This window comes from Streptomyces sp. NPDC002018, from assembly GCF_042890865.1.
GTDB lineage: Bacteria > Actinomycetota > Actinomycetes > Streptomycetales > Streptomycetaceae > Streptomyces.
In genome coordinates this window covers 1-17,554 of sequence record NZ_JBIASO010000011.1, presented here as the reverse complement: position 1 = coordinate 17,554, position 17,554 = coordinate 1, and the positions used below count along the sequence as shown (strand labels likewise).

10 protein-coding genes and 3 pseudogenes are annotated in these 17,554 nt (G+C 71.5%); 9 read left to right on the top strand and 4 right to left on the bottom strand.

Annotated features, from left to right (window positions below):
* The first annotated feature begins 111 nt into the window (after window positions 1-111).
* The 5 genes and pseudogenes from pheS (at window position 112) to ACFYYH_RS19515 (ending at window position 7,979) form a co-directional block, all read left to right on the top strand.
* Window positions 112-1,263, top strand: a complete 1,152-nt coding sequence (gene pheS / locus ACFYYH_RS19535; protein WP_388552838.1) for a phenylalanine--tRNA ligase subunit alpha — start codon at window positions 112-114, stop codon at window positions 1,261-1,263.
* Window positions 1,263-3,791: a phenylalanine--tRNA ligase subunit beta gene (pheT, locus tag ACFYYH_RS19530; RefSeq protein WP_388552251.1), complete on the top strand. Its 2,529-nt coding sequence runs from the start codon at window positions 1,263-1,265 to the stop codon at window positions 3,789-3,791. The genes pheS and pheT overlap by 1 nt, the downstream gene beginning before the upstream one ends.
* Before the next feature lie 289 nt (window positions 3,792-4,080).
* Window positions 4,081-5,199: pseudogene (locus ACFYYH_RS19525) on the top strand (PP2C family protein-serine/threonine phosphatase); the annotation flags it as partial.
* Window positions 5,200-6,021: 822 nt separating this feature from the next.
* Window positions 6,022-7,362: a transcriptional regulator gene (locus ACFYYH_RS19520; protein WP_388552248.1), complete on the top strand. Its 1,341-nt coding sequence runs from the start codon at window positions 6,022-6,024 to the stop codon at window positions 7,360-7,362.
* Between the two features lie 86 nt (window positions 7,363-7,448).
* On the top strand, window positions 7,449-7,979 hold the full coding sequence (locus ACFYYH_RS19515; protein ID WP_388552245.1) for an NUDIX hydrolase: 531 nt from the start codon (window positions 7,449-7,451) through the stop codon (window positions 7,977-7,979).
* A 138-nt stretch (window positions 7,980-8,117) separates the two neighbouring features.
* On the opposite strand, the gene ACFYYH_RS19510 is transcribed toward ACFYYH_RS19515, so the two are convergent.
* Entirely contained in the window at window positions 8,118-8,978 is an 861-nt protein-coding gene (locus ACFYYH_RS19510; protein WP_388552836.1) for a 3-hydroxybutyryl-CoA dehydrogenase, read from the bottom strand.
* Window positions 8,979-9,203: 225 nt separating this feature from the next.
* Here ACFYYH_RS19510 and ACFYYH_RS19505 point away from each other — a divergent pair, with 225 nt between their 5' ends.
* Complete coding sequence (locus tag ACFYYH_RS19505) at window positions 9,204-10,484, top strand: glycoside hydrolase family 10 protein (RefSeq protein WP_388552242.1); 1,281 nt, start codon at window positions 9,204-9,206, stop codon at window positions 10,482-10,484.
* Between the two features lie 236 nt (window positions 10,485-10,720).
* Here ACFYYH_RS19505 and ACFYYH_RS19500 read toward each other — a convergent pair whose 3' ends face one another.
* Window positions 10,721-11,476, bottom strand: a complete 756-nt coding sequence (locus ACFYYH_RS19500) for an SDR family NAD(P)-dependent oxidoreductase (protein ID WP_388552239.1) — start codon at window positions 11,474-11,476, stop codon at window positions 10,721-10,723.
* Between the two features lie 150 nt (window positions 11,477-11,626).
* Here ACFYYH_RS19500 and ACFYYH_RS19495 point away from each other — a divergent pair, with 150 nt between their 5' ends.
* Window positions 11,627-14,485 (top strand): BTAD domain-containing putative transcriptional regulator, encoded by a 2,859-nt coding sequence (locus ACFYYH_RS19495; RefSeq protein WP_388552236.1) that lies wholly within the window; start codon window positions 11,627-11,629, stop codon window positions 14,483-14,485.
* A gap of 256 nt (window positions 14,486-14,741) precedes the next feature.
* Here the strand turns inward: ACFYYH_RS19495 and ACFYYH_RS19490 are convergent, their stop codons facing one another.
* The gene (locus tag ACFYYH_RS19490) at window positions 14,742-15,245 is read right to left on the bottom strand and encodes a MarR family transcriptional regulator (protein ID WP_388552233.1); all 504 of its coding nucleotides are present in this window, start codon (window positions 15,243-15,245) and stop codon (window positions 14,742-14,744) included.
* A gap of 164 nt (window positions 15,246-15,409) precedes the next feature.
* On the opposite strand from ACFYYH_RS19490, the pseudogene ACFYYH_RS19485 reads away from it, so the two are divergent.
* Both ACFYYH_RS19485 and ACFYYH_RS19480 read left to right on the top strand, forming a co-directional pair.
* Window positions 15,410-16,093, top strand: a pseudogene (locus ACFYYH_RS19485) (type 1 glutamine amidotransferase domain-containing protein); the annotation flags it as partial.
* Complete coding sequence (locus tag ACFYYH_RS19480) at window positions 16,088-17,413, top strand: aldehyde dehydrogenase family protein (RefSeq protein WP_388552833.1); 1,326 nt, start codon at window positions 16,088-16,090, stop codon at window positions 17,411-17,413. The pseudogene ACFYYH_RS19485 and the gene ACFYYH_RS19480, both read left to right, overlap by 6 nt.
* Before the next feature lie 15 nt (window positions 17,414-17,428).
* On the opposite strand, the pseudogene ACFYYH_RS19475 reads toward ACFYYH_RS19480, so the two are convergent.
* A pseudogene (locus ACFYYH_RS19475) lies at window positions 17,429-17,554 on the bottom strand (IS5/IS1182 family transposase); the annotation flags it as partial.

Below are 17,554 nucleotides of genomic sequence, written 5' to 3'. Positions count from 1 at the left end.
CCACGGGCTTCTTCACCTTCGTACGGCCTTTAGACTCGACCTTTGGCAACCTTCGTGCCCTCAGTGATCGAGCAGGGCCGTTTCGCCAGCCAATCGGAAGTACGGGAAGAGATGTCCGCACCCAACAAGTCGTACGACCCGGTCGAGGTCGAGGCACTGAAACCGGAACAGATCGAGCGCATCCGGGACGAGGCGCTAGCCGCCTTCGCCGCCGCAGGCGATCTCGACGCGCTCGCCCACGCCAAGACCGCGCACACCTCGGGCACCTCGCCGCTCGCCCTCGCCAACCGGGAGATCGGCGCGCTGCCGCCGCAGGCCAAGGCCGAGGCGGGCAAGCGGGTGGGCCAGGCCCGCGCGGCCGTCGGCAAGGCCCTCGCCGCACGCCAGGCCGAGCTGGAGGCGGAGCGTGACGCCCGGGTACTGGTCGAGGAGGCGGTGGATGTCACGCTGCCGTACGACCGTGTGCCCCCCGGCGCCCGCCATCCGCTGACCACGTTCATGGAGCGGGTCGCGGACGTCTTCGTGGCTATGGGGTACGAGGTCGCCGAGGGACCCGAGGCCGAGGCGGAGTGGTTCAACTTCGACGCGCTCAACTTCGTCCCCGACCACCCCGCGCGCCAGATGCAGGACACCTTCTTCGTCCAGGCCCCGACGGACGGGTCCGGCGGCGGCCCCGCCACGGCCTCGGGTGACGAGTCCGGTGTGGTGCTCCGTACGCACACCTCACCGGTCCAGGCCCGCGCCCTGCTCGACCGGGAGCCCCCCGTCTATGTCGTCTGTCCCGGGCGGGTCTACCGCACCGACGAACTGGACGCCACGCACACCCCGGTCTTCCACCAGATCGAGCTGCTCGCCGTCGACGAGGGCCTGACCATGGCCGATCTCAAGGGCACCCTGGACCACATGGTCCAGGCGCTCTTCGGACCGGACATGAAGACCCGCCTCCGCCCGAACTACTTCCCCTTCACCGAGCCGTCCGCCGAGATGGACATGGTCTGCTACGTCTGCCGCGGCGCCTCCGTCGGCAACCCGGACCGGCCCTGCCGCACCTGTGGCAGTGAGGGATGGATCGAGCTGGGCGGCTGCGGCATGGTCAACCCCAAGGTGCTCGTCGCCTGCGGCGTCGACCCCCAGAAGTACAGCGGGTTCGCCTTCGGGTTCGGTATCGAACGGATGCTGATGTTCCGCCACAACGTCGAAGACATGCGAGACATGGTCGAGGGTGACGTCCGGTTCACCCGGCCGTTCGGGATGGAGATCTGATGCGCGTCCCGCTTTCCTGGCTGCGGGAGTACGTCGACCTGCCGGCGACGGAGACCGGCCGCGACGTCCAGGCCAAGCTCGTCTCCGCGGGCCTGGAGGTCGAGACCGTCGAGCAGCTCGGCGCCGGTCTCAAGGGCCCCCTCGTCGTCGGTGAGGTGCTCACCATCGAGGAGCTGGAGGGCTTCAAGAAGCCCATCCGCTTCTGCACCGTCGACGTCGGCACCGCCAACGGCACCGGTGAGTCGCAGGAGATCGTCTGCGGCGCGCGGAACTTCTCCGTCGGCGACAAGGTCGTCGTCGTCCTGCCCGGCGCGGTCCTGCCGGGCGACTTCGCGATCGCCGCGCGCAAGACGTACGGCAAGACCTCGCACGGCATGATCTGCTCCGGCGACGAGCTGGGCATGGGCGACGACGGCTCCGGCGGCATCATCGTGCTGCCGCCCGAGCACGAGGCAGGCACCGACGCCGTCGCGCTGCTGGAGCTGGTGGACGAGGTCCTCGACATCGCCGTCACGCCCGACCGCGGCTACTGCCTCTCGATGCGCGGAGTCGCCCGCGAGACCGCCATCGCCTACGGGCTGGCCCTGCGCGACCCCGCGCTGCTCGACGTACCCGCGCCGAACTCGTTCGGCCACCCGGTGAAGATCTCCGACCCCCGGGGCTGCGACCGCTTCACGGCCCGTACGGTCACCGGACTCGACCCCGAGGCCCGCAGCCCGCTCTGGCTGAGCCGCCGGCTCCAGAAGGCCGGCATGCGGCCGATCTCGCTCGCCGTCGACATCACGAACTACGTGATGCTGGAGCTGGGCCAGCCGCTGCACGCCTACGACCGGACCCGGCTGGAGGGCCCGATCGGTGTCCGCCGCGCCCTGCCCGGCGAGAAGATCACCACCCTCGACGGCGCCGAGCGGGTCCTCGACCCCGAGGACCTGGTCATCACGGACGACCGCGGGCCCATCGGCCTCGCGGGGGTCATGGGCGGCGCCCACACCGAGATCGCCGATCTCACGGCCCACCCCGAGACGGGCGAGGTCCAGGGCACCACCGAGGTGGTCATCGAGGCCGCGCACTTCGACGCGCTCTCCATCGCCCGCACCGCGCGCCGTCACAAGCTGGCCTCCGAGGCGTCCAAGCGCTTCGAGCGCGGGGTCGACCCGCAGGCCACGGCCGCCGCCGCGCAGCGGACCGTCGATCTGCTGGTGCTGCTGGCCGGCGGCTCCGCCGGGGCCGGTGTCACCGAGATCATCGCGCCCTCCGCGCCGCACAGCATCGCCATGCCCGCCGATCACCCCGACCGGGTCGCCGGGGTGGCCTACGGCCGGGAGACCGTCGTACGACGGCTCCAGGAGATCGGCTGCGACGTCTACGGGCAGGACGAACTGGTCGTCACCGTCCCGTCCTGGCGTCCCGACCTGCGCGAGACCAACGACCTCGCCGAGGAGGTCATCCGGCTGGAGGGGTACGAGAACCTCCCCTCGACGCTGCCCACTCCGCCGTCGGGACGCGGGCTCACCGAGCGCCAGCGGCTGCACCGCCGGGTCGGCCGGGTCCTCGCGGGCGCCGGCTATGTCGAGGCGCTGAACTACCCGTTCATCGGGGACGCGGTCCTCGACGCCTTCGGGCTGCCCGCCGACGACGCCCGCCGCCGCACGGTCACGCTCGTCAACCCGCTCTCCGACGAGGAGCCGGCGCTGCGCACCACGCTGCTGCCGGGGCTGCTCGCGGCGCTGCGCCGCAACGACGGCCGGGGCTCGCACGATCTGGCGCTCTTCGAGACGGATCTGGTCTTCCGGCCCACCGGTGAGGAGACCGTGCCGGTACGGCTGCCCGTCGACCGGCGCCCCACCGACGAGGAACTGGCCGGGCTCGACGCCGCGCTGCCCGCCCAGCCGCGCCGCGTCGCGGTCGTCCTGGCCGGGGCGCGCGAGCAGGCCGGCTGGTGGGGCGGGGGCCGCCCGGCCGACTGGGCGGACGCCGTCGAGGCGGCCCGCGCGGTCGCCCGGGAGGCCGGCGCCGGGCTGACCGTACGCGCCGACCGGCACGAGCCGTGGCACCCCGGCCGCTGCGCGGCGCTGCTCGCCACCGTGGACGGCGAGGAGACCCTCGTCGGACACGCCGGGGAGCTGCACCCCCGGGTGGTCAAGGCGCTCGGTGTGCCGGAGCGCACCTGCGCCATGGAGATGGACCTCGATCTGCTGGAGCGGGCGGGCACCGGTGCGCTCCAGGCGCCGCGTATCTCGACCTTCCCGGTCGCCACCCAGGACGTGGCGCTGGTCGTCGCACGGGACGTGCCGGCCTCCGAGGTCGAGCGGGCGCTGCGGGAGGGCGCGGGTGACCTCCTGGAGTCCCTGCGGCTGTTCGACGTCTACACCGGCGAACAGCTCGGGGATGGCCAGAAGTCGCTGGCGTACGCCCTGCGTTTCCGCGCGCCGGACCGCACCCTGACCGTCGAGGAGGCGACGACGGCCCGGGAGGCCGCCGTCGCGCTCGCCGCCGAGCGGACCGGAGCGGTTCTGCGCGGCGCGTAATCGCCAGTGCGTAACACCTGGTCATAGGCCGTCGTTGGACAGACGGCCGTCCCTTGAGGGGCGCCTCCGGACCTCCGGAAGCGCCCCTCACTCATTCGGGTGAGAAGTCCGGGGCGGGTTCGCCAACGCACATGCGTGATCGACACAATCGATCCGGCCACTACGGTCGACGTACGCCCATCGGCTTAACGGCCGGGCGGCCGAAGGGGGCCGACGGATGAATCGGACCAGGGCAGAAGAGACCGCGTCCGAGGACGCCCCAGCACCCTGGGGCGTCGTCGAATGCGCGATTCCGGGCGGTGTGCTCGCCCTGGTGATCACCTGGGAGCTGACCTGCCCGCCCAGCACGCATGACAACGTCGTCGCGCGCATCGTGACCTGCGTGGCCTTTCTGCTGGTCGTGGCGTATCTGCTCAACCGGGTACGGCGGCGGGGGCTGAAGGAGCTGAGCGAGGTACGCGCCGTGGCGCGCGCCGCGCAGGAGGTACTGCTCCGGCCGCTCCCCGCGCGCCTCGACGGACTGGCGTTCTCCGCCCGTCAGCTCTCCGCCTCCCGGCGCGCCGATGTCGGCGGCGATCTGTACGAGGCGGTGGCCACCACCTATGGCGTCCGTGTCGTCATCGGGGATGTGCGCGGCCATGGACTGCCCGCCATCGGAGCGGTCGCCGCGGTCCTGGGCAGCTTCCGGGAGGCGGCCCACGACGAGCCGGGACTCGACGGCGTCCTGCGCAGACTCGACCGGGCCCACCAGCGCCATCTGCGGCAGTCGTCGGGGCAGGAGGCGGCCGGGACCGAGCGCCGAAGAGCCGGCGGCCGGGGAGCCGGCGGCGCGGGACCCGGCGGCCGGGACCGCCAGGACGGCCACCACGGCCACCACGGCCACCACGGCCGGGACGGCCGGGACGGCTGGGACGACTGGGACGGCTTGGACGGCTTGGACGGCTTGGACGGCTGGGGGTACGACGACCAGGAGCCGGAGGGACTGTCGGCCGAGGAGTTCGTCACCGTCCTGCTGCTGGAGATCGGCCCCGACGCGCAGGTGCGCGCGCTCAACTGCGGCCATCCCTGGCCCTATCGGCTCGGCCGGGGCGCCGCGCCCCTCGCGACCGCCGAGCCGCTGCCACCCCTGGGCGCCTTTCCGCTGCCCGCCGAGCTTCCGCTGCAACGGTGCGGGCCGCTGCTGCCCGGCGAGTCGCTCTTCCTGCACACCGACGGTGCCGAGGACGCCCGGGACTCCGCGGGACAGTTCTTCTCCCTGGAGGAGACCCTGACCGAGGCCGCCTCGGGGACGGCGGGGGTCTCGCTTCCGCCCGCCGCGATGGTGCGGCGGGTGCACGCGGCGCTGCTGCGGCACACGGGCGGGCGGGTGACCGACGACATGGCGCTGCTCGTCCTGCGCAACGACCGACCGCCGGTACCGGCGTGGGTGGGGCTGGACCCGGGCGTCCGAGGGGCGAGAAGACTGCCGGGCGGCCGGACACCGGGCGGCCCGACGCCTGGGACGGTCCCACCGGACGAGCGGCTCCCGGACGAGCGGCTCCCGGACGAGCGCCTGCCGGGTGAGCCCGCGCCGACGGCGGACCGGAGACCCGAACGTCAACTTCCCGGTCTCCACCCATCGGGCGATTCTTCACCGGACGCGCGGGCGCCGGATGTGCGTCCGCCGGAGGCGTGTCCGCCGGACTCCCGGGGCAGGGAAGCACGCCCGCCTGAGCAACGGCCGCCGGACACCTACCCGCCGGAGCGATGTGCGCCGGGCCTGGCCGCGTCCGACATGCCCACGTCCGATGGGCCCGCCTCGGACAGGTGCGGGCCGGACGCGTACGCACCCGAGCACCGTCTCCCGGATACGTACGCGCCCGAGCAACGCCCGCGCCCCCGCTCGGGGATGACCGCCGCCACCGGGGTCCGTACGACGTCCTTCCGCCGGTAGGGGGGCGGTATGGCCGGTGCGGCCGGCGCCGCCTGCCCCGCCGCGGAGTGTCAGGCAGGTCGGCAGGGCAGACGGCGCGGTTGCGGGCCACCGCACAGGACGAGGGGGAGTCGGTGGCCCGGCCGCCTCTTTGCGAGGCGATTCAGTCAATCGCCCGCGGGCCCGCGGCGGCAGAGTGCACACGGTGCGGATGCGGGCATTACGTTCACACCCCGTGCGAAGCGCACTACGCCGAGCCCCCGCCGAGGGGCCGGCGGGTCCACGAGGTCCACAGCGGCCGAGCCACCGGAGGGGCATATGCAGCCCAACACCCTGCTCGATTCCCTGCTCGACGAGGCGGGCATCTCCCACGCGGGGCTCGCCGCCCGGGTCAATGAGGCGGGCAGGCTGAGAGGCCTCGCCCTGCGGTACGAACACACGGCCGTGGCGCGGTGGTTGAAGGGCCAGCGGCCACGGGGCCAGGTGCCCGACCTGATCTGCGGTGTGCTGGGCGACCGGCTGCGCAGACCGCTCACCCTCGACGACATCGGGCTGGGAGTGGTGGGGGAGCCCCCGATGGGAGGTGTCACCCCGCTCTCCGGCTTCGTGGAGCGGGCCACCGCGCTCTGGCGCTGCGACGAGCAGCGCAGGCCGCACATAGTGGACGCCCCCGCCGTCACCGGCACACCCGCGGTGATTCCCGTCTGGGAGTGGGAGAACCCCCCGGAGGACGCCGATGTCTCGCGCAGCGGGCGCACGAAGGTGGGCGCCTCCGACATCGAACTGCTCAGATCCGCCAGGGAGCACTACGAGCTGATGTACCGGAGGGCGGGCGGGGTCGCGACCCGCGCCCGGATCGTCCGCTTCCTCAACACGGAGACCGCTCCGCTGCTGCGCGGCGGCTACAGCGATGCCCTGGGCCGTCAGCTCCACCGTGCCACCGGCGGACTGCTGGCCGTGGCCGGAATCTGCGCCTATGACTCCGACGCCCATGGACTCGCCCAGCGCTATTTCCACCAGGCGCTGCGGCTGGCCAAGGCCAGCGGCGACCGGGGGCTCGGCGCCTATGTGATCGCGCTGCTGGTCAATCAGTCGCTGCACATGGGGGAGTACCGCCAGGCCGTCGCCTTCGCCGAGGCCGCGCTGCGGACGGCGGGCCGCCAGATCACCCCCGCGCTCGCCGCCGATCTCTACGCGATGCAGGCCAAGTCGTACGCCCATCTCGGCGACGGCAGCGGCGCGCTGGGGTGCATCGGACGCGCCGAGACGGAGGCCGAGCGCATCAGGCCGGGACACGAACCGGAGGAGACGGGCTACGTCCAGCCGGGGCTGGTGAATGTACAAGTGGCGGAGGCACTGCTCAGTCTGGGGGATCTGGCCGCCGCGCGGGCGCATGCGGCGGCGGCCGTCGACACCCCGGCGCACGATCGCGGCCGGGTGCACCGGCTCGCCATGCTCAGCCATATCGAACTGCGGCAGGGGGAGGTGGACCGGGCCGCGGGAACGGCACGCGAAATGGCGGAACGGGCCCGGGGAATGGAGTCCCAGCGGCTGCGGGACCGGCTGCGCGCCGTGCGCTCGCAGTTGGTGGCCAGCGGATCCACCGTCGCGGAGGCCGCGGCCGAACTGATCGAAGGAGCGCTGCGCGTTCCTCTGTGAGCCCTTCTGTGAGCCCCCTCCGAGCCGCCGTATATGAGAGCCGCTGCTGCGATATTGCCATCAACTTGTCGGAAGGTGGCAGAAACATGCAGTGGACGAAACTTAGCGAACAAACTGTCTATGAAAACCGTTGGTTCCAAGTGAATCTCGCGGATGTCAAGCTCCCCGACGGTCGTCGTCTCGACCACTTCCTCATCCGGCTGCGCCCGGTCGCCGTGGCGACCGTCGTGAACTCCGCCAACGAGGTGCTGATGCTCTGGCGGCACCGGTTCATCACCGACAGCTGGGGCTGGGAGCTGGCCGCGGGCGTCGTCGAGGACGGCGAGAGCGTCGAGGCCGCCGCGGCACGGGAGATGGAGGAGGAGACCGGCTGGCGTCCCGGCCCCTTGCGGCATCTGATCACGGTCGAGCCGTCCAACGGCCTCACCGACGCCCGGCACCATCTCTACTGGGCGGAGGAGGCGACGTACATCGGCCATCCCGAGGACGACTTCGAGTCCTCGCGCCGCGAGTGGATCCCGCTCAAGCTGGTGCCGGACATGATCGCGCGCGGTGAGATCCCGGCCGCCAATATGACGGCCGGGCTGCTGATGCTGCATCACATACGGCTCGGCTGACCGCCATCGGTCCGCCACGCCCCTTCGGCCGGTGTCCGCGCCGCCCTTCGCGCCTGCTTCCGGCGGCCGGGCACCGGTGATCCGCCGGACGGCCCGAGCCAGGGGCAGGGACCGGTATCAGGAGCAGAGGGACCGGTATCAGGAGTAGGGGTAGAAGCCCGCGCCGGTCTTGCGGCCGAGCCGGCCCGCGTCCACCATCCGCTGGAGCAGCGGAGGCGCCGCGTACAGCGGTTCCTTGAACTCCGCGTACATCGAGTCGGCGACCGAGGCCACGGTGTCCAGACCGATCAGGTCGGAGAGCTTGAGCGGTCCCATGGGGTGGGCGCAGCCCAGCTCCATCCCGTTGTCGATGTCCTCGCGGCTCGCGATGCCGGACTCGAACATCCGGATCGCGGAGAGCAGATACGGGATGAGCAGCGCGTTCACGACGAAGCCGGAACGGTCCTGGGCACGGATCGCGTGCTTGTCCAGCACTTCCCGGACCACGGCCTCGGCCCGCTTGATCGTCTCCTCGGAGGTCGTCAGCGCCGGAATCAGCTCGACGAGCCGCTGCACCGGCGCCGGGTTGAAGAAGTGGATACCGATGACCTGGTCGGGACGCGAGGTCGCGACCGCCAGCCTGACCAGCGGGATCGACGAGGTGTTGGAGGCCAGGATGGCGTCCGGGCGGGTCACCACCTGATCGAGTACCTGGAAGATCTCGGTCTTGACCTTCTCGTTCTCCACCACGGCCTCGATGACGAGATCGCGGTCGGCGAATTCCCCGAGGTCGGTGGTGAAGCTGAGTCTGCCGAGCGCCGCGTCGCGCTCCGCCTCGCTGATCTTGCCGCGTTCGGCGGCCTTCGACAGCGAGTTGTGCAGGCGGGTACGGCCGATCTCCAGCGCCTCGCCGGTGGTCTCCGCGACCTTCACCTCCAGGCCGCTGCGGGCGACGACCTCCGCGATTCCTGCGCCCATCTGGCCGCAGCCCACTACGCCGACGCGGGCGATATCGGTCAGGATGTCGGTCACATCGTGCCTTTCACTGGTCCGTGTCCCGGCGGGTCCCCCGTGTGGTTCCGGCGCCCGCCCGGGACAGGACGTTACTCCGCGAGGGTGCCCGGACGACCGGCCGGGGCGGGCATGCCCGCCCCGGCCGCGGGGCATGCCCGGCGGACACGGCGGCCCTCCGGCGACCGGTGGGGGGCCCGTACGGCGGCGGGCGGAAGGACGGCGGGACGGTTCATGACACACATCGGCAGACGCGGGCTGATGGCGGCCGCGGCGGGGGCGGCGGCCGCACTGATGGCGGCGGGTGACGCGGCGGCGGGCGGCATGACGGCGGGCGGCGCGGCCGCCGGTGACGCGGCGGCAGGGGCACACCGGCGGCGCCGTGCCCCGCGCCGGGAGTTCCGCGGGATGTGGCTCGCGACGGTGGCCAACCGCGACTGGCCGTCCAGACCGGGGCTGACCGCCGCGCGGCAGCGTGCCGAACTCGTCGCGCTGCTGGACACGGCCGTGACACGGGGACTGAACGCCGTGGTCCTCCAGGTCAGGCCGACGGCGGACGCCCTGTGGCCGTCGCCGTACGAACCCTGGGCCCAGTGCCTCACGGGCATCCAGGGCAAGAACCCCGGCTGGGACCCGCTGGGCACGGCGGTGCGCGAGGCGCGCGCGCGCGGTCTGGAACTGCACGCCTGGTTCAACCCGTACCGCGTCGCGAACCACACCGATCCGGCGCGGCTGACCGCGGGCCACCCGGCGCGGCTCCACCCCGAGTGGATCCTGCCGTACGGCGGGAAGCTCTACTACAACCCGGGGCTGCCCGAGGTCGGACGCTTCGTGCAGGACGTCGTGCTGGACGCCGTCGCGCGGTACGACATCGACGCCGTGCACTGGGACGACTACTTCTATCCCTATCCGGTCGCGGGACAGGTCTTCGCGGACCACGAGGCGTACGCGCGGTACGGAGCCGGATTCCCCGACCGGGCGGCCTGGCGGCGGGACAACACCGACCGGCTGGTACGGGAGACCGCCGCGCGGATCCGGCGGACCGGGAAGCGGGTGCGCTTCGGGATCAGCCCGTTCGGGGTGTGGCGCAATGCCGCGACCGATCCGCTCGGCTCCGACACCAGGGCCGGTGTGCAGACCTATGACGATCTGCACGCCGACACCCGCGCATGGGTCGAGCGGGGCTGGATCGACTACATCGTTCCGCAGCTGTACTGGTTGGCACAACCGCGTGACGTGCAGGATCCCGCGAACTACACGGTCCTGGTGGACTGGTGGGCGGACGTGGTGAAGGGCACGGGGGTCGACCTCTACGTGGGTGAGGCGCTGTACAAGGTGGGCGATCCGGCGCAGCCGAAGGGCTGGCAGAACCCTGCTGAACTGTCCCGGCACCTTGACCTCTGCGCGACGTACCCGGAGGTGAGGGGGAACATCTACTTCGCGGCGAAGGAGGTCGCCGGCGATCCCTTGGGGGCGGTGTCCATGATCGCTGAGCGCTACCGGCGACAGGGATGAGGGACAAAGGTGCGCATCGACCAGGTGATGGCCGTGCTTCTGGCCAAGCCGCAGTAGCCGGGCGCCGGTGCGTGCCGGTCACAGCATGAATCCACCCGCTACGACGGGTCAGCGGAGTCGTGGCGACACCGAGTGACAGCCCACCCCATGGCAGACCCTCGTACACGTGCGTCGGTCTGATCTCGGCGCGGGGATCACACCGAGCGCGGAGATCACACCGATCCGCGTCACCGTGGTCAGATGGCCGTGCGGCCGCCGTCGACGTTGAGGACGACACCGTTGACGAAGCTGGCGTCATCGCCGGCGAGGTAGGCGATCGCCGAGGCGATCTCGGCCGGGTCGGCGACGTAGCCGAGCGGAGACTGCGCGGCCAGTTCATCCAGCGCGTCGCCCAGAGGCGCCACGAAGGGGGTGCGGGTGGTGCCCGGGCTGACCGCGTTGACGCGTACGCCGGAGGGGCCGAACTCGGCGGCCCAGTTCTTCGTCAGCAGGCCCAGGGCCGCTTTGCAGGCTCCGTACACGGCCATGCCGGGGATGGCGAACTGGCCGGCCATCGAGGTGATGTTCACGATCGCACCGCTGCCGTGCTGTGCCATCGTGGGGGCGATCGCGCCCACGAGGCGGAACGGTACCTTCACGTTGAGGGTAAAATGACTGTCGTACAGCGCCTCGTCGAAACCGGCGGTGGCGCCGAGAGCACCGATCGCGGCGTTGTTGACCAGGATGTCGATCCGGCCCCCGGTCGTCGCCAGCGCCAGCTCGGCGAGATCGTCGGCCGAGCGGGCGTCGGACAGATCGGCCAGGAGAAAATCGGCTTTGCCGCCCGCGGCACGGATCGTGTCCACGACCTCCTCGCCCCGCTGTCGGCCTCGCCCGGTGACCAGTACGTACGCACCCTGGCCGGCCAGGAGCATCGCGGTGGCCCTGCCGATACCGCTGGTCGATCCGGTGACGAGTGCGTTCTTGCCGGCTATGTCCTGCGCGGTTGTCATGGTGGTGGTTCTCCAAGTGAGCGGTAGTCTCGCGGCCGGCCGGCTCGGTCGGCCATGTCCCGCAGTCAACCCGGGCGGTGTCGACGCGGTATCACCGTTGGATCACCACCGAGGTCAGCGGCGTGATCGCGAAGCTCGAGGAGAACACCGATGAGCAGAGGTCTGTCGTTCACCGTTCTCGGCCCGGTGACCGCCCGTCGGCACGGCGTCGAACTCGCTCTCGGGTCGCCGCAGCAGAAGGCCCTTCTGGCCGCGCTGCTGCTGCACGAAGGCGCGCCGATGTCGATCGACGAGATCGCCGACGCCCTGTGGGGCAATGACGTTCCGGCGACGGTCGCCGGAGTTGTGCGGACCTATGTCTACCGATTGCGCCGTGCCCTGGGCGACGGCGCCGGGGCGCCCGTGATCCGTTCGGGGTTCGGCGGGTACGAACTTCCGCTCGAGCCCGGCGAGCTCGACCTCGGCGTCTTCCGCCGGCATGCCGCCGAGGCCGAGTCCGCCCGGCGCTCCGGCGCCGCCGGGCGCGTCGTCGCCGAGTTGCGTGCTGCCCTCGACCTGTTCCCGGGGACTCCGCTGGCCGGGCTGCCCGGCCCGTACGCGGAACGGCAGCGCGACGCGCTGGACCGGATGCGCTCGTCCGCCCGTAACGCTCTGCTACAGGCCGAGCTGGACCGTGGCGGACACGCCTTTGTGGTCGATGAGCTGACCGCCCTGGTCGCGGACCGGCCGTTCGACGAACGGCTGCGCGAGATGCAGATGGTCGCGCTCTACCGCTGCGGGCGCCAGGCCGAGGCGTTGTCCGCGTATCAGGAGGCGCGCCGGGTGCTCGCTGACGAGCTGGGCGTCGATCCGGGAGTGGGGCTGCGAACGCTCCACGAACGCGTTCTGAAGGCCGATCCCGAGCTGGCCGTCGCGCCGAGCGTCGATGAGGAGCTGGTGTCCCGGCCCGTTCCCGCCCCGGCAACGGCGCAGTTGCCGCCGGATCTGAGTGTCTTCTCCGGTCGGGCGGAGCATCTCCGCGAGGCCGTCAGGCTGCACGCCCGGCCGCGGACCGGACCCGGCCCCACGATTGGCCTGGTGACGGGCACCGCCGGGGTCGGCAAGACCATTTTCGCGGTGCATTGGGCCCATGCGGTGGCGGACGATTTCCCGGACGGCCAGGTGTACGTCAATCTCCGGGGATTCGATCCGACCGGCACTCCGACGCCGCCGGACGAAGCGGTGCGCGTCGTCCTGCAGTCGCTCGGCGTCGCCGCTGACCGGCTTCCGGCCCATCTCGACGCGCAGCACGCGCTGTACCGCAGCACGCTCGCCGGGCGCCGTCTGATCCTCTTGCTCGACAACGCTCGCGACGCCCAGCAGCTCCGTCCGCTGCTTGCCGGCGGACCCGGGTGTCTGGTGATCGTCACCAGCCGTGCCCAGTTGGGCGGGATCGTAGCCGTCGACGGTGCTCACCCGATCCATCTGGACCTGCTCACCAAGGCCGAGGCCGTCGATCTGCTCCGGCGCCGGCTGGGCGACCAGCGGATGGCGGCGGAGCCACAGGCGGTACGGGAACTCGTGCGGCTGTGCGCCGGCCTTCCGCTCGCCCTCGCCCTGGTCGCGGCCCGGACCGCGTCGCGTCGCGATTTCAAGCTCCGTGACATCGCGGCCGAGGTCTCCGGCGGCGGTCTCGACGCACTCGGGGCGGGCGACCCGGCAAGTGACGCCCGCAGCGTGTTCTCCGCGTCGTACGCCGCCCTGAGCGAACCCTCGGCGCGGGTCTTCCGGTTGCTCGCGCTGCATCCAGGTCCGGGCATCACCGTCGCCGCTGCCGCGGCGTTGGCAGACGTGCCGCACCGCACGGCCCGCCACGCCCTGCGCGAGCTGGCCGAGGCGGTCCTGCTCCTGGAGGAGCGGCGGCCGGGGCGGTACTGCTGGCACGACCTGCTACAGGCGTACGCCGGCGAGATCGACACCGGGATCGACCGGGCGGACCGCTGGAACGCCGCACGACGCCGGTTCTTCGACCAACTTCTCCGGAGCACGATGAACGCGGCCTCGGTTCTGGACCCGTCCCGCACGCGGTACACCCCGGGCCTCCCGGTCGGCGAAGTCGTGGCGGAGCACCCGGCCGACTACGCCGCGGCGCTGGCCTGGACGGCGCGTGAACACAGGGTCCTGCTGGCCGCCGTCACCGCCGCGGCCACGACCGGGTTCCCCCACCATGCATGGCATCTGGCCCGGGAGCTGGAGACATTCCAGATGCGCGTCGGTGACTGGACGGAGATGACCATGGTCCAGCGGGTCGCGCTCCAGTGCGCCCAGGACGTGGGCGACGTGGTGATGCAAGCCGGGGCACATCACTCCCTCGCCAAGGCGCAGCAACTGCTGGGAGACCACGAGGCCGCCTACGCGGCGGCAGCCGCGGCAACAGGCGAGTACCAGGCCGCCGAGCACAGGCGCGGCGAGGCCGACGCCCTGGGCAGCCTGGGCGACGCGGCCGCCTCACTCAAGCAGTTCGAGAGGGCGGTTCGGCATTACGAGGCCGGCATCGCCCTGCACCACGAACTCGGTGATCTCCTGGAGATGTCGGCCCTCCGCAACAGCCTCGCGCTGGTTCTGATCGAGACCGGCGATTTCGACCGGGCGAGCGCGGTGTGCCAGGAGGCGCTGGCCGGGTTCGAGGCCGTACGGGACGAGCAGGGCACCGCTCGCACTCACGAGACGCTCGCGCTGGTGCGCTCGCGGAAGGGCCGTCCCGAGGCATCGCTGCCCGCGCTGCGGCCGGCGCCGACATCATTCGCGGAGCCGGAGGTGACCTACTTGGTCGCGGAGAGCTTCGCATACGTCGGCGACGCCCACGCGGCCAAGGGCGACACGGCCGCCGCCCTCGACTCATGGCAGCGCGCCAGTGATCTGCTCGCTGAGCTGACCGCTCCGGAGGCGGTCGCACTGCGTCAACGGGTGTCAGGGTGGACGGCGGCCGCAGGCCGTCTTCCCAATTCGACGGCGCACCACGGTTCCTGATCCACCGTCCTCAACGGCCTGCACCCGGGCCGGCTGAGCGGCGTGGACGAGTTGCCCATGCGAGAAAGAGATATGGGCCCATTGGCGTCAGCCCTGTTCAGCGTTCATCGTTCGCGGAGATCGTCGGACAGGACGTGCGAACTCGGTGGACTGGAACTACAGGACGACTGGAACTACAGGACGATGCCAAGGGCGGCCTCGGGGCCGCTGACCGCCAGTGGGTGCGGATCCTGCTTCGACCTGCCGCGTATCCGCCTCAGCCGCCGGTGCCGGGGAAGATCCGCACCAGCAGGTCGTGGAAGGCGCGCCGCTGCGGGGCGTCCAGCTGTTCCAGCGCGGTGAGGTTGGACATCATCTCGGCCCGGATCCGCCGGATCGCCTCGGCGCCCTCGTCGGTCACCCCGACGTTCTTGATACGCCGGTCGTGCCGGTTGACCTCCCGGTGGACGAGCCGGCGGGCCTCCAGGCGGTCGACGATCCCGGTGACGTTGGAGGCGTCGCAGCCCAGCAGTTCGGCCAGCGCGCGCATCGACCTCGGCTCCCGGAGCAGGCTCAGCATCTTGCCCTGCATGAACGTCAGGCCGTGCTCCGCGGCGACGAGGGCGAAGTTCCGGTAGTAGTCGGCGGCGGCCTCGGCGAACTGCTCCATGAGCTGGGCCGGCGTCGGGGTGGGGGTGGGCGAAGAGCCGGCGGCGGAGGTGCCCGCGGGCGTCGGCGGAGCGGCGCTCGTCGAGGAGGCGGTCGGGGAGGCGTGGGTCATGGCACCAGTGTAAGGGATATTGCTTGACAACCTCAATCATTGAGAGTTACCTTCGATTTATTACTTGACTTATTCAATCATCGAAGGGTTCAAGCGCCTGTGGGTTCCCCGGCACCCGCCGCCCTTACCCACCCCGCTCTCGCGCCGCCCGAAGGGGAAACACCATGACCTCAGCACTGTTCGTCATCACCGGCGCCGCCCACTGGACGCTCGCCGACGGCACGGCGCACCCGACCGGCTACTGGGCCGAGGAACTCACCGAACCGCACCGGATCTTCAGCGAGGCCGGATTCGAGATCAGCTTCGCGACACCCGGTGGCGTCGTGCCGGCCGTCGACCCGGCCAGCCTGGCCGCCGCTGCCAACGGGGGTCAGCGGCGGGCCGACGAGATCGCCTGGTACCTGGACTCCCTCAAGGCCGGGCTGAGCGGTGCGACGGCACTGGCGGACGTCGACCCGGACGACTACGACCTGGTCTTCTACCCCGGCGGCCATGGCCCGATGGAGGACCTGGCGGTCGACGAGGACTCCGGCCGGATCCTGACCCGCACCATGCGGTCCGGCAGGCCGCTGGGCATCCTGTGCCATGGCCCGGCCGCCCTGCTCGCCGCCCACGACACGGACGGTGGCTGGCCGTTCGCCGGCTACCGGATGACCTCGTTCAGCAACGCGGAGGAGCGCGAGGCAGGGCTGGCGGAGCAGGCGAAGTGGCTGGTCCAGGACCGGCTGGTGGGACTGGGCGCCGACTTCGCCGAAGGCCCGCCGTTCGCTCCGCACACCGTCGTCGACCGCAACCTGTTCACCGGCCAGAACCCGGCCTCCTCCGCCGGCCTCGCGCACGCCCTGGTCAAGGCGGTCCGACCGTCGGAGAGCATCGGCTCGGTCGTCGCTGGGCTGCGCCGCACCTTCGCGTCCGGCCGGACCAAGCCACTGGCCTGGCGACTCGGCCAGCTGGCGGCCCTTCGCGCCCTCCTGACGGAGCAGGGAGAGGTCCTGCGGGAGGCTCTCCACGCCGACCTGGGCAAGAGCCCGACCGAGGCCGACCGCTACGAGATCGGCTACATGATCGGCGAGATCGACCACACCGTGCGGCATCTGGAACAGTGGTTGGCCCCCAAACCTGCCGCCGTCCTGGACCGGTTCCTTCCCGCGCGGGCGCGGGTCGTCCGGGAACCGCTCGGCGTGGTGCTGGTGATCGCCCCGTGGAACTATCCGCTGCAGCTGGCCCTCACGCCGCTGATGGGCGCGCTGGCCGCCGGGAACGCCGTGGTCGTCAAGCCCAGTGAGCTCGCTCCGGCCACCTCGGCCGCCATAGCGCGCCTGCTGCCGCGCTACCTGGACCCGCAAGCGGTCGGCGTCGTGGAGGGTGGCGTGCCGGAGACCACCGCCCTACTGGAGCAGCGCTTCGAGCACATCTTCTACACCGGCAACGGCACGGTCGGCCGGATCGTCCTGGCCGCCGGGGTCAAGCACCTCACCCCGGTCACACTGGAGCTGGGCGGCAAGAGCCCGGCCGTGGTCGAGCCCGGCGTCGATCTGGCGGCCACCGCCCGGCGGATCGCGGCCGGCAAGTTCCTGAACGCCGGCCAGACCTGCGTCGCTCCGGACTACGTGCTCGCCATCGGCGACACCGCCGCCGGCCTGGAGGCCGAGCTGTCCGGCGCCGTCACGGCGCTGTACGGGAACGACCCGGCGACCAGCCCGGAGTACGGACGGATCATCAACGAGCGGCACTTCGACCGGCTGGCCGCTCTGCTGACCGACGGACGGATCGTCACCGGCGGTGACCACGACCGGTCGAGCCGCTACCTGGCTCCCACCGTGCTCGCCGACGTCGCCCCCGACGCCCCGGTGATGCGGGCGGAGATCTTCGGACCGGTACTGCCGATCATCAAGGTGCCCGACCTGGACGCCGCGATCGCCTTCATCAACGACCGGGACAAGCCACTGGCGTTGTACGCGTTCACCGAATCCGAGCCGACCAAGCGGCGTCTGATCGAGGAGACCTCTTCCGGGGCCGTCGCCTTCGGACTGCCGGTCTCCCACCTGGCCCTGCCCGAGCTGCCCTTCGGCGGCGTCGGTGAGAGCGGTATGGGGCGCTATCACGGCGAGTACTCCATAGACACCTTCAGCCACTCGAAGGGCGTCCTGGACAAGCCCATCAGCTAGGACTTGTCCGGTCGATCATGTGCGGAGCCAGATGGTGAGGGCTGCTGCTGTTGCGGTGCCGAGGAAGATGTAGCCGCGCTTGTCGTATCGGGTGGCCACGGCCCGGTGCTGTTTCAGCCTGTTGATGGCCCGTTCGACGGT